This is a genomic window from Microbacterium yannicii (assembly GCF_024055635.1).
In the GTDB taxonomy this organism is placed as follows: Bacteria; Actinomycetota; Actinomycetes; order Actinomycetales; family Microbacteriaceae; genus Microbacterium; species Microbacterium yannicii.
The window spans coordinates 1-12618 of record NZ_JAMXMB010000009.1; the positions used below are offsets into that span (position 1 = coordinate 1).

The 12618-nt window shown below is 71.3% G+C and carries 9 protein-coding genes; 2 read left to right on the plus strand and 7 right to left on the minus strand.

All coding sequences use genetic code 11. The annotated features are described in order from the left end of the window. Nucleotides 1-38: 38 nt before the first annotated feature. Genes gatB through gatC form a run of 3 tightly spaced genes read right to left on the minus strand, consistent with a single transcriptional unit; the run spans nt 39 to nt 3405 of the window. A complete protein-coding gene (gene gatB / locus NCG93_RS04410) occupies nt 39-1562 on the minus strand; it encodes an Asp-tRNA(Asn)/Glu-tRNA(Gln) amidotransferase subunit GatB (protein ID WP_194415237.1) in 1524 nt (507 codons plus the stop codon). Further along, a complete protein-coding gene (gene gatA / locus NCG93_RS04415; RefSeq protein ID WP_194415236.1) occupies nt 1562-3094 on the minus strand; it encodes an Asp-tRNA(Asn)/Glu-tRNA(Gln) amidotransferase subunit GatA in 1533 nt (510 codons plus the stop codon). Before gatA ends, gatB begins: the two co-directional genes overlap by 1 nt. Before the next feature lie 11 nt (nt 3095-3105). Beyond that, a complete protein-coding gene (gene gatC / locus NCG93_RS04420) occupies nt 3106-3405 on the minus strand; it encodes an Asp-tRNA(Asn)/Glu-tRNA(Gln) amidotransferase subunit GatC (protein ID WP_163617313.1) in 300 nt (99 codons plus the stop codon). Nucleotides 3406-3464: 59 nt separating this feature from the next. On the opposite strand from gatC, the gene NCG93_RS04425 reads away from it, so the two are divergent. Then, on the plus strand, nt 3465-5171 hold the full coding sequence (locus NCG93_RS04425) for a long-chain-fatty-acid--CoA ligase (protein ID WP_194415235.1): 1707 nt from the start codon (nt 3465-3467) through the stop codon (nt 5169-5171). A 3-nt stretch (nt 5172-5174) separates the two neighbouring features. On the opposite strand, the gene NCG93_RS04430 is transcribed toward NCG93_RS04425, so the two are convergent. The 4 genes from NCG93_RS04430 to NCG93_RS04445 form a co-directional block, all read right to left on the minus strand. After that, the gene (locus NCG93_RS04430; protein ID WP_194415234.1) at nt 5175-5483 is read right to left on the minus strand and encodes a YciI family protein; all 309 of its coding nucleotides are present in this window, start codon (nt 5481-5483) and stop codon (nt 5175-5177) included. Nucleotides 5484-5521: 38 nt separating this feature from the next. Beyond that, nucleotides 5522-7792, minus strand: coding sequence for an NAD-dependent DNA ligase LigA (gene ligA, locus NCG93_RS04435; RefSeq protein WP_489433865.1), 2271 nt, complete (start codon nt 7790-7792; stop codon nt 5522-5524). A 205-nt stretch (nt 7793-7997) separates the two neighbouring features. Continuing rightward, the gene (gene mnmA / locus NCG93_RS04440; protein ID WP_194415232.1) at nt 7998-9095 is read right to left on the minus strand and encodes a tRNA 2-thiouridine(34) synthase MnmA; all 1098 of its coding nucleotides are present in this window, start codon (nt 9093-9095) and stop codon (nt 7998-8000) included. A 73-nt stretch (nt 9096-9168) separates the two neighbouring features. Further along, on the minus strand, nt 9169-10347 hold the full coding sequence (locus tag NCG93_RS04445; RefSeq protein ID WP_194415231.1) for a cysteine desulfurase family protein: 1179 nt from the start codon (nt 10345-10347) through the stop codon (nt 9169-9171). A 110-nt stretch (nt 10348-10457) separates the two neighbouring features. Here NCG93_RS04445 and glgX point away from each other — a divergent pair, with 110 nt between their 5' ends. After that, on the plus strand, nt 10458-12542 hold the full coding sequence (gene glgX / locus NCG93_RS04450; protein WP_194415230.1) for a glycogen debranching protein GlgX: 2085 nt from the start codon (nt 10458-10460) through the stop codon (nt 12540-12542). The last annotated feature ends 76 nt before the right edge of the window (nt 12543-12618 follow it).

The following is a 12618-nucleotide window of genomic DNA, read 5'->3' on the forward strand; positions in this document are numbered from 1 at the left end:
CGCGCGGCGGGCTGGGCGGCGTGCACCCGGGTCATCCGCTAAGCGTCGTTCGCGCTCGCACGCTCGAGGACCAGCTCGCGCACGCGTGCGGCATCCGCCTGTCCCTTCATCGCCTTCATGACGGCGCCGATGACCGCCCCCGCGGCCTGGACCTTGCCGTCGCGGATCTTCGCGAGCACGTCGGGCTGCGACGCGAGCGCCTCGTCGATCGCCGCGATGAGCGCGCCGTCGTCGGAGACCACGGCCAGACCGCGGGCGTCCACGACCTCCTGCGGCGAGCCTTCGCCGCCGATGACGCCTTCGAGCACCTGGCGCGCGAGCTTGTCGGTCAGGGTGCCGGCGTCGACGAGTGCCTGGAGAGCCGCGACGTCGGCCGGCGTCGCCAACTCGGTGGCCTCCCGGCCCTGCACCTTCGCGATGCGCGCGATCTCTCCGGTCCACCACTTGCGAGCGGACGCCGGCGAGGCGCCGGCCGCGACCGTCGCCGCGATCTCGGGCAGGATGCCGCTGTTGGCCGCATCCTGGAACTCCAGGTCGGTGAAGCCCCACTCCGTCTTGAGCCGGCGACGGCGCGCCGCCGGCGGCTCGGGCAGCGCGGCGCGAAGCTCTTCGATCAGCTCGAGGGGCGGTGCGACCGGCAGCAGGTCGGGCTCGGGGAAATAGCGGTAGTCGTCGGCGTCCGACTTCGGACGACCCGGCGACGTGGTCCCGGTGTCCTCGTGCCAGTGCCGCGTCTCCTGCGTGATCGTCCCGCCCGCGGCGAGGATGGCCGCCTGGCGCTGGATCTCGTACCGGACGGCACGTTCGACGGATCGCATCGAGTTGACGTTCTTCGTCTCGGTGCGCGTGCCGAGCTTCTCCTGGCCGCGCGGCCGCAGCGAGACATTCGCGTCGCAGCGGAGGTTGCCGCGCTCCATGCGGGCCTCCGAGATGCCCAGGGAGAGCACGATGTCGCGGATCGTCGCGACGTAGGCCTTCGCGATCTCGGGCGCGCGGTGCTCCGCCCCGAAGATGGGCTTCGTGACGATCTCGACGAGCGGCACGCCGGCGCGGTTGTAGTCGACGAGCGAGTACTCGGCGCCCTGGATGCGGCCGGTGGAGCCGCCGACGTGCGTCAGCTTGCCGGCATCCTCCTCCATGTGCGCGCGCTCGATCGGCACGGTGACGATCTCACCGTCCGCGAGCTCGATGTCGACGGAGCCCTCGAACGCGATCGGCTCGTCGTACTGCGAGATCTGATAGTTCTTGCCGAGGTCGGGATAGAAATAGTTCTTGCGTGCGAACCGGCTCGACGGCGCGATCGAGCAGCCGAGCGCCAGCCCGAGGCTGATCGAATAGCGCACGGCGGTCTCGTTGACCACCGGGAGCGCGCCCGGCAGGCCCATGTCGACGGGCGCGACCAGGGTGTTGGGCCCGGCGTCGTGATTGGCCGAGTTCGCGGGGTTCGCGGCGGCCGAGAACATCTTGGTCTCGGTGTTGAGCTCGACGTGCACCTCGAAGCCGAGCACGGGCTCGAAGAGCTCGAGAGCCTTGTCGAAGTCCAGCAGCTTGTCCTTCGCCATCAGCGGACTCCCCCCGTCGGTCCCTGAGCTTGTCGAAGGGCCGGGGCCCTGTCCAGGAGCGGGCCGCCCCAGGAGTCGACCAGCAGTGCTTCGAGCGCCGCGCCCACGCGATACAGGCGGGCGTCCTCATGCGCGGGCGCCAGGAACTGGATCCCGACCGGCAAGCCGTCCTCGGGGGCGAGCCCGGACGGGATGGAGATGCCGGGCACGCCGGCGAGGTTGGCCGGAATCGTCGTCACGTCGTTGAGGTACATCTGCAGCGGGTCGTCGATCTTCTCCCCCAGCCGGAACGCCGTGGTCGGCGCCGACGGCGTCGCGATGACGTCGACCCGCGCGAACGCCTCGGAGAAGTCGCGCTGGATCAGAGTGCGGACCTTCTGCGCCGAGCCGTAATAGGCGTCGTAGTAGCCCGCCGAGAGCGCGTAGGTGCCGAGGATGATGCGGCGCTTCACCTCATCGCCGAAGCCGGCGTCGCGGGTCTTCGCCATGACGTCCTCGACGGTGCCGCCCGGCACGTCGACGCGCAGCCCGAAGCGCACGGAGTCGAACTTCGCCAGGTTGCTGGACGCCTCGGCCGGGAGGATCAGGTAGTACGCCGCGACGCCGTACTCGAAGTGCGGTGCGCTGATCTCGACGATCTCGGCGCCCTGTGCCTCCATCGCCGCCAGAGCGGCGCGGAACGACTCCGATACGCCGGCCTGGAACCCGGTGTCGGGCAGCTCGCGGATGACGCCGACCTTGAGCCCTTGCAGCACCTGACCGGTGGCGCCCTCTCGGGCGGCGCCGGCGAACGACGGCCAATCGTGGGCGAGCGACGTCGAGTCGTGCGGGTCGTGCCCGCCGATCACGTCGTGCAGCAGTCCCGCGTCGAGCACGGTCCGCGTGACCGGGCCGACCTGGTCGAGGCTCGAGGCCAGTGCGATCGCACCGTAGCGGCTGACGCCGCCGTATGTGGGCTTGATGCCCACGGTCCCGGTGACGTGCGCGGGCTGACGGATCGAGCCGCCCGTGTCGGACCCGAGCGCGAGCGGCGCCTCGAACGCCGCGACGGCGGCCGCCGAGCCGCCGCCCGAGCCTCCGGGGATGCGGGTGAGGTCCCAGGGATTGCGAGTGGGGCCGTATGCCGAGTGCTCGGTCGACGAGCCCATGGCGAACTCGTCCATGTTCGTCTTGCCGAGCGGGACGAGCCCGGCGGCGCGGGAGCGCGCGACGACTGTCGCGTCGTACGGCGACATGTAGCCCTCGAGGATCTTGGAGCCGCTCGTAGACGGCATGTCCGTCGTCACCAGGACGTCCTTGATGGCGAGGGGCACGCCGGCGAGCGGGCCGAGGTCGTCGCCGGCCGCACGGCGGCGGTCGATGTCGGACGCCACGTCGAGCGCGTGCTCGTTGATGTGGAGGAAGGCGTGCACGTCGCCATCCACGGCGGCGATGCGGTCGAGGTGCGCCTGCGTCGCCTCGACGCTGGACACCTCCCCGGCGGCGAGCTTGTCTGCGAGCGCGGCAGCGCTCAGCTTCGTGAGATCGGTCACGTGGGTGCCCCTTACTGCTCTTCGCCGAGGATCGCTGTCACACGGAACCGGCCGTCCGCGGCATCCGGCGCGTTCTGCAGCACCTGCGCCGGCGTCAGCAGGTCTCCCGGAACGTCCGGCCGGAACACGTTCTCGAGCGGGATCGGGTGACTGGTGGCGGCGACGTCGGGCGTGGCGACCTCGGAGACCTTGGCGATGTTGTCGACGATCGCATCGAGCTGGCCGGTGAGGCGCTCGACCTCCTCGTCGCTCAGCTGGATCCGGGCGAGCACACCGAGATGGCGCACGAGATCGGGGGTGATTTCAGACACCACCCCAGCCTACCGGGGCTCCGCCCCGAGCCTGCGGCGGCCCGGCGTAGGCTGATCGCGTGACGACCTACGACCCGCCGCGCCCCTGGATCGCCAGCTACGCCGAAGGCGTTCCGGAGGACCTCGCACCGGTGACCGGCTCGCTCGTCGACATCGTCGATGCGTCGGCGCGCGACTATCCGGATGCCGCGGCCCTGCAGTTCTTCGGACGCGAGACGTCGTACCGCACGCTGCACGAGCAGATCGAGCGTGCCGCCGCGGGCCTGCGGGATCTCGGCGTGAAGGCGGGCGACCCCGTCGCGATCGTGCTGCCGAACTGCCCGCAGCACATCGTGGCGTTCTACGCGATCCTGCGGCTGGGTGCCGTCGTCATCGAGCACAACCCGCTCTACACGCCCCGCGAGCTGCGCAAGCAGTTCGAGGACCACGGCGCGAAGCACGCGATCGTGTGGACCAAGGTCGTCGCCACCGTGCAGCAGTTCCCGGCCGACCTGGCCGTGACGAGCCTCGTCTCCGTCGATGTCATCACGGCCATGCCCTTCAGCACGCGGCTGGCGCTCAAGCTCCCCATCGCGAAGGCGCGCGAGTCCCGCGCGGCTCTCAGCGAGCGGGTGTCCGGCACGGTGCCGTGGGAGCAGGTCGTCGGCGCGGCGCCGCTGGCGGCATCCCACCCGCGTCCTGGCACGGACGACCTCGCCCTCATCCAGTACACGAGCGGTACCACCGGCACCCCGAAGGGGGCGGCGCTCACGCATCGCAACCTGCTCTCCAACGCCGCTCAGGCGCGGGCCTGGGTTCCGTCGATCGTGCGTGGCGACGGTTGCGTGGTCTACGCTGTGCTCCCGATGTTCCACGCGTACGGGCTGACGCTCTGCCTCACGTTCGCGATGTCGATGGGCGCGCGGCTGGTGCTCTTCCCCCGCTTCGACCCCGACATGGTGCTCGCGGTCACGAAGAAGCATCCCGCCACCTTCCTGCCGCTGGTGCCGCCGATCGCCGACCGTCTGCTGCGTGCTGCGCGCGAGAAGGGCGTGTCGCTCGCCGGCACCGAGGTCGCGATCTCCGGGGCGATGGCCCTCCCGCACGAGCTCGTCGTGCCGTTCGAGGGCGCCTCCGGCGGCTTCCTGGTCGAGGGGTACGGGCTGAGCGAGTGCTCGCCGGTGCTCATGGCGAACCCCGTCGCCGACAACCGCGTGCCCGGCACCGTCGGTCTGCCGCTGCCCGGCACGGAGTGCCGCGTCGTGGACCCCGACGACCCGACGCAGGATGTTCCTGCCGGTGAGCGCGGCGAGCTGGTCGTGCGCGGCCCCCAGGTCTTCAGCGGGTACTACGGCAAGCCAGAAGAGACCGAGGCCGTCTTCGCGGACGGCTGGTTCCGCACCGGCGACATCGTCACCGTCGATGACGCGGGATTCGTGCGCATCGTCGACCGGATCAAGGAGCTCATCATCACGGGCGGTTTCAACGTCGCGCCGACCGAGGTCGAGAACGCGCTGCGTCAGCATCCGCAGGTGGAGGACGCGGCGGTGGTGGGCCTGCCCAGCGAGCACTCGGGCGAGGAGGTCGTCGCGGCGATCGTCCTGCGTCCCGGTGCGGGCGGTGAGATCGACGTCGAGGCGGTGCGCGAGTTCGCGCGCGGCATCCTGACGCCGTACAAGGTGCCGCGCCGGATCTATGTGGTCGACGAACTTCCGACCTCCCTCATCGGCAAGGTCCTCCGCCGACAGGTGCGCGATCGGCTGCTCACCCTCAACACGGGAGTCTGAGGCTCACTCCCCCAGTCCGTCGCGGGCGACCGCGATCCGGTACGGGTGCACTGTGGCGTCGAACACGCCCGCCGCGACGGCGGGGTCGGCGCGCATCACCTCTCGTGCCGCCGCTTCGTCGTCCGCCTCGAAGATGATGATGCCGAACGTGCCCTCGGTCTCCTGCGTCCGGCCGGCGAGGATCAGGATGCCGCGATCGCGGAGGGAGACGAGGTACGCGAAGTGATCGCCGACGATCCGCTGCTCGTCGGGCGTCGGATCGCTCACCATCGCGGGCCGCGTAGGGACGATGCGGTACAGCCACTGCGCCATGCCCCCATCCTCCCCGTCGCGACCCGCGACCGCACAGGTCAGCCGGCGTCGGGAGCGGCCGCGTCGAGCGCCTCCGGCCCCTGCGTCACGAGGATGTGGAACTGCGCGGCATCGAGGATCCGGATGCCGAGCTCCTCCGCCTTCCCCAGCTTCGATCCTGCGCCGGGCCCGGCGGCGACGAAGTCGGTCTTCTTCGAGACGCTCGAGGCGGCTTTGCCGCCGGCCTTCAGGATGGCCTCCTGCGCACCCTCACGGCTGTAGCCCTCGAGGGATCCCGTCGCGACGACCGTGATCCCGTCGAGCACTCCCCCGGCGTCGACCGCGGCCCCGGGCCCGGGGTGGCCGGGCGTGGCGAGCTGCGCACCCGCTTCCGTCCAGCGCGCGACGATGTCGCGGTGCCAGTCGACGTCGAACCAGTCCAGGAGCGAGTCGGCGATGATCCCGCCGACACCCTCCACCCCGGCGAGCTCGTCGCGCGACGCCGTGCGGATCGCTTCGACCGAGCCGAACCACTGTGCGAGCGCACGTGCGGCGACCGGCCCGACGTGACGGATGTTCAGGGCGACCAGGAAGCGCCAGAGCTCCTTGGTCTTCGCGCGCTCCAGTTGATCGATGAGCGTCAGCGCCTGGGCGGACGGCTGGGGTCCGCTGAGGCCCGCCTTCTTCTCGGCCGGCGACGGGTTGCGACGGAACGGCGAGCGGCGGACCACGTCGCCGGTCTTCTCGTCGATGCGCGGCTCCCCGGTCTCGGCATCGCGGACGACCACCTCGATCGGCACCAGCTGCTCGACGGTGAGCTCGAAGAGGGTGGCCTCGGTCTCGAGCGGCGGGATCTCCGGAACCGATGGCTGTGTCAGGGCCGCCGCCGTGACCTCGCCCAGCGCTTCGATGTCGAGCGCGCCGCGCGAGCCGATGTGCTCGACGCGCCCGCGTACCTGCGCCGGGCAGGCGCGCGTGTTCGGGCAGCGCAGGTCGATGTCGCCCTCCTTGGCCGGGGCCAGGGGCGAGCCGCACTCGGGACACGCCGTGGGCATCACGAACTCCCGCTCGCTGCCGTCGCGCAGCTCGACGACGGGACCGAGGATCTCGGGGATGACGTCGCCGGCCTTGCGCAGCACGACGGTGTCGCCGATCAGCACCCCCTTCGCGCGTACGACGTCCTGGTTGTGCAGCGTCGCCTGCCGCACGACCGACCCCGCGACGCGGGCCGGGGCCATGACCGCGAACGGCGTGGCGCGCCCGGTGCGGCCGACGGAGACGACGATGTCGAGGAGCTTGGTGTTGACCTGCTCCGGCGGGTACTTGTAGGCGATCGCCCACCGCGGAGCACGACTCGTCGCGCCCAGCTCGTCGTGCAGAGCGAGCTCGTCGACCTTGACCACGACGCCGTCGATCTCATGCTCGACGTCGTGCCGGTGCTCGCCGTAGTGGGCGACGAAGTCCAGCACGCCGTCGATGTCGTCGGCGGTGCGGAAGTACGGGCTCGTCGGCAGCCCCCATTCGGCCAGCAGCGCGTAGATCTCGCTCTGCGAGTCGACCGGAGGCCGGCTCCATGCGCCGATGCCGTGGACGAAGAGCCGCAGAGAGTCCAGCCGAGCCTGCCCCGCCTCCCGCTCGAGCCCGTCCTTCTTGTCGAGCTGCTGGCGCAGGCCGCCCGACGCCGCATTCCTCGGGTTCGCGAAGGAGGGGAAGCGCCGCTCGGCGCTCAGCCGCGCCTTCGCCTCGTCGAAGACGCGGCTGCGTGCGCGCGTCTCGTCGACGGCGCGATCGCGCATGGCTGCCTGCAGCGCGTTGAGCTGTTCGAATGCGGCGACCGGGATGAACACCTCGCCGCGGACCTCGACGATGTCGGGGTGCCCACTGCCCGCCAGTCGCTGCGGGATGCCCGTGACACGGACGGCGTTCATCGTCACGTCCTCGCCGATCCGGCCGTCGCCGCGCGTGGCGGCGGAGGTCAGCACGCCCTTCTCGTACCGCAGGCTGATCGCCAGTCCGTCGATCTTGAGCTCGGTCAGCCAGCGCACCCGCCGGCCGGCCGAGGCCTCGGCCTTGAGGCACCAGTCGCGCAGTTCGTCGAGGCTGAACACGTTGTCGAGGCTCAGCATCCGCTCGGCGTGCTCGACCGGCGCGAACATCGAGCTCTCGGCGGCGCCCACCGTCTGCGTCGGCGAGTCCTGACTCTGCAGTTCGGGGTGGAGCCGCTCGAGCTCCTCGAGCCGATGCATCCACCCGTCGTACGTCGCATCGTCGACGATCTCGGCGTTGCGGCCGTAGTAGGCGTCCCGCGCGTCGAGGATGCGCTCCGTCAGCGCCTCAGCCTCGGCGCGGGACGCGTCCAGTCCCGCGTCGGTCTCGAGACCTCCGTCGGCGGCGAGGGCGGTCGGCGCATCGAGCGGCGCGGTGGCTGGCGTACCGAGGTCATCCGTCACCCCGCCAGTCTAGAAGCGGGCTCCGACAGCACACAGGCTCGACGAGTCGTGCGACCTGGACCTCCGGCATCCGCCGGAGCGGCGCTCACGCGTCTGCGGGAACCGCCGAGACGGTGCGATCGATCGTGAACTGGCCGATCACCCGCGTGCCGTCGTACAGCACCGCGGTCTGGCCCGGGGCGACCCCGTCGAAGGGCGTTTCGGGAACGACCGTCAGCACGTCGGCCGTCAACGTGGCGGTCGCGGGCACCGGATCGGCGTGCGCGCGGATCTGCACGTGGCAGGCGAAGTCGCCCGCCTCCTGCGGACGCCCGGCCCAGGAGAAGCGCTCACCCGAGATCTCGGCGGTCGCGAGCGCCTCCTTGGGCCCGACGACGACCGTGTTGGAGACGGGCCGCACCTCGAGCACGAACCGCGGCTTGCCGTCGGGGGCGGGCACCCCGAGCTGCAGGCCCCGGCGCTGGCCGACCGTGAACGCGTGAGCGCCCTCGTGCGAACCGACGACGGCTCCGGTGCGATCCAGGATGTCGCCGCGCTCGGCCCCGACCTTGTCGGCGAGCCAGCCGCGCGTGTCGCCGTCCGGGATGAAGCAGATGTCGTGGCTGTCGGGCTTCTGCGCGACGGTGAGTCCGCGCTCCTGCGCCTCGGCGCGCACCAGAGCCTTGGAGGGGGTCGCCCCGAGCGGGAAGTAGGTGTGGGCGAGCTGCTCGGCGTTCAGCACGCCCAGCACGTAGGACTGGTCCTTCGCGGCATCCGAGGCTCGGTGCAGCTCGAGGCCGTCCGCCCCGTCGACGAGCGTGGCGTAGTGACCGGTGCACACCGCGTCGAAGCCGAGTTCCAGCGCTCGCTCGAGGAGGGCCGCGAACTTGATCTTCTCGTTGCACCGCATGCAGGGGTTGGGCGTCCGGCCGGCGCGGTATTCGGCGACGAAGTCGTCGATGACGTCGTCCCGGAAGCGCTCAGAGAAGTCCCAGACGTAGAACGGGATGCCGAGGCGGTCGGCGGCGCGACGCGCGTCCATGGCGTCCTCGATCGTGCAGCAGCCGCGACTGCCGGTACGCAGCGTGCCACCGGCCCGGGAGAGGGCGAGATGCACGCCGACGACGTCGTGGCCGGCGTCGACGGCCCGGGCGGCCGCGACCGCGGAGTCCACTCCGCCGCTCATGGCCGCAAGGATTCGCATGGGTCCAGTCTACGAACCCGTTCCTGGCCGGGACCCGGATGCCGCGACCCGGCGTGCACCGGTCACGGCACGGTCACCGTGAGCCTGTCGCCGCGCGTGCCCGTTCGACCGCCTCCGGCAGGGCGGCGAGCGTCGCGTCGATGTCGCTGTCGAGGGTGGTGCGACCGAGGGTGAATCGCAGCACCTGGCGCGCCTCGGCATCCGTCCGCCCCATCGCGAGGACGACGTGCGACGGCTCGGGCACCCCCGCCTGGCACGCGGACCCGGTCGACACCGCGATGCCGGCACGGTCGAGCAGGAACAGCAGCGTCTCGCCGGACGCACCGGGGAACAGCATGTGGGCGTTGCCGGGAAGCCGGTCGACCTCGTCGCCCAGCAGCTGTGCGTCCGCGATGCTCCTCCGGATGCCGCTGACCAGCCGATCGCGGAGCGCTCCGAGCCGGACCGCCTCGGTCTCGCGCTCTGCCTCCGCCGCCTCGCCCGCCACGGCGAAGGCCACCGCTCCGGCCACATCCTGGGTGCCGGCGCGCAGACGGCGCTGCTGCGCGCCGCCATGCTGCAGCGCCGTCAGTTCGGCACCGCGGGCCACCACGAGCGCCCCGACGCCGGCCGGGCCGCCGACCTTGTGCGCCGACACGCTCAGCGCGACGAGGCCAGCGCGTCCGCGCGCCTCGTCGCGCCACGCCCGGAACGACACCGGCACGTGCCCGAAGGCGGCGACGGCATCCAGATGCAGCGGGACGCCGGCCTCCGCCGCCGCCGCCGCCAGTGCTGCGGCGTCGTTGACCGTGCCGGCTTCGTTGTTGGCGACGAGTGCGGTGGCGAGGGCGGCTTCCGGCAGTGCTGCGGCGAACGCCGAAGGGCGGATGCGGGCGACGGCGTCGATGCCGACATGACGCACCCGCGCCCCCTGCGTCTGGAGCCACTCCACCGCGTCGAGCGTCGCGTGATGCTCGCCGTCCGGCAGCACCACGGCGTCTGCATCGGCGGGGCGGGCCCACCACAGGCCCTTGATCGCCAGGTTCACGGCCTCGGTGCCGCCCGAGGTGAAGACGACCTCGATCGGATCCGCGTCGACCACTGCGGCGAGCCGCTCGCGCGCCTCTTCGAGCACCCGACGCGCGTGCTGGCCGGCACCGTGGATCGACGACGCGTTGCCGACCGTCGTGGCCGCATCGATCCAGGCGTCCCGCGCCTCGGGTCGCAGCGGCGCTGTCGCCGCGTGGTCCAGATACACGCGAAGATCGCCCATCGCCCTGATCCCCCTCGCGTTCACCTTCCCGCGGCTGCACCGGAGTCTCATGGAGCGCGGGACCCGGTCTCGTAACAAGTCCGACTCGGACCATGGTTATGGTAGTCCGCATGGTCAGCCCGCAGTCCGTCCTCTCGCATCCAGCCGCGGCGCTGCTCAGCCCGCAGCTCGACGGGCTGGGTGTCGTGCTGGATGCCGACGGCGGCCGGCTGCGCGTCTGGTCCGGCGCGGCGGACGCCGTCGACCTCGTCGTGTTCGACGACACGGACCTCGATTGGATCACGGCGACCGAGCCGCTCGCCGCCATCGGCGGCGGAGTCTGGGAGGTCACCACTCCTCTGCTGCGCCCGGGCGCCCGCTACGCCATCCGCGTCGACGGTCCCCTGGGGGCCGGCAACACGTTCAACCGGGGCACGCTCCTGCTCGACCCCTACGCGCGCGGCCTCGACCGCACCGGCTACGACGGGTGGCGATCGGCCGTCGTCGAGGGGTCGTTCGACTGGGGCGGCGTCTCCAAGCCCGCGGTCCCGCTGGACCGCACCGTGATCTACGAGGGCCACCTGAAGGGCCTCTCGAAGCGGCATCCCGATGTTCCCGGAGCCCTGCGCGGGACGTATGCCGGGCTGGCGCACCCGGCGATGGTCCAGCACTTCCTGGACCTCGGCGTCACGAGCATCGAACTCCTCCCGGTCCACGCCTTCGCCACGGAGCCGAGACTGCTCCAGCACGGTCTCACGAACTACTGGGGCTACAACTCGCTGGGATTCTTCGCTCCGCACGGGGCGTACGCGACGGAGGAAGCTCGTCGCCACGGCCCCGAGGCGGTCCTGCGGGAGTTCAAGGGCATGGTGCGGCTGCTGCACGAGGCGGGTCTCGAGGTGATCCTCGACGTCGTCTACAACCACACCGCCGAAGAAGGCATCGGCGGTCCGCGCTCGAGCCTGCGCGGCATCGACAACCGCGCGTATTACCGCCAGCAGGACGACGGCGTGTACATCGACGTCACCGGCTGCGGCAATTCGCTGGACACCTCGACGGATGCCGCGGCCCGCCTGGTGCTGGACTCGCTGCGGTACTGGGCGAACGACGTGCAGATCGACGGGTTCCGTTTCGACCTGGCGGCGACGCTCGGCCGCGACCGGACGCACGCCTTCACTCCGGAGCATCCCCTGCTGCGCGCGATCGTGGACGACCCCGCACTGGCGGGTGTCAAGAAGATCGCAGAGCCCTGGGACGTCGGCATGGGCGGCTGGCAGACCGGCAACTTCGGAGACGGCTGGAGCGAGTGGAACGACCGCTACCGCGATCGCGTCCGCAACTTCTGGCTGAGCGATGTCGACTATGCGCGGCGCGCGTCCACCTCGCCCGTCGGGATCGGCGGCTTCGCGAACCGTCTCGCCGGCTCGGCGAACACCTTCGCCGATGAGCGCGGCCCTCTCGCGGGTGTGAACTTCGTGACGGCCCACGACGGATTCACGCTGCGTGATCTCGTCTCGTACGACGTCAAGCACAATGTGGGCAACGGCGAGCAGAACCGCGACGGCGCCGACACGAACCGCTCCTTCAACCACGGTGCCGAAGGCCCCACAGACGACCAGGCGATCCTCGCCACGCGACGCAAGGCGATGCGCAACCTGCTGGGCACGCTCCTGCTCTCGGCCGGTGTCCCCATGCTGACGGCGGGCGACGAGTTCGCGCGCACACAGCGGGGCAACAACAACGCGTACTGCCACGACTCCGCGCTCACATGGCTGTCGTGGGAGCATGCCCCGTGGCAACGGGATCTGTACGCGCATGTGCGCCACCTGCTGCGACTGCGCCGAGAGAACCCGGCCCTGCGCCCCAGCCGCTTCGCGCGGCTCGGCGAACGCACGCCGTCGGCATCCGTCATGGAGTGGTACGACGAGAACGGCCAGACCATGTCGATCGAGCGGTGGACGGATCCCGCGCACCGCACGCTGCAGTACGTGGCCGCGTCGACGCCCGAGTTCGAGGGGTTCAATCGCGTCCTCCTCATGATCCACGGCACCGAACGGCCGACCAGCGTCACGCTGCCGGACGTGGACGGCGTGACGCGATACGCATCGCTGTGGTCCAGCGCCGACGAGACGCCGTCCGAGGCGGAGCCGGTCTTCGCGCCCGGCGACACGATCGCCCTCGCCGGCACGACCATGCGCCTCTTCCGTGCCGAGTAGACCCGGTGCGATCCGGCGGCGGCCCGCCGTCGCGTCGCTGTCATCCCGGTCGGTCGCGCGATAGGTTCGACACGTG

Bases quoted from the DNA above. Each gene is read 5' to 3' on its own strand.
- gatB (WP_194415237.1), bottom strand. From the start codon at position 1,562: ATGGCGAAGGACAAGCTGCTGGACTTCGACAAGGCTCTCGAGCTCTTC.
- NCG93_RS04430 (WP_194415234.1), bottom strand. From the start codon at position 5,483: ATGGCGCAGTGGCTGTACCGCATCGTCCCTACGCGGCCCGCGATGGTG.
- mnmA (WP_194415232.1), bottom strand. From the start codon at position 9,095: ATGCGAATCCTTGCGGCCATGAGCGGCGGAGTGGACTCCGCGGTCGCG.
- NCG93_RS04445 (WP_194415231.1), bottom strand. From the start codon at position 10,347: ATGGGCGATCTTCGCGTGTATCTGGACCACGCGGCGACAGCGCCGCTG.
- glgX (WP_194415230.1), top strand. From the start codon at position 10,458: ATGGTCAGCCCGCAGTCCGTCCTCTCGCATCCAGCCGCGGCGCTGCTC.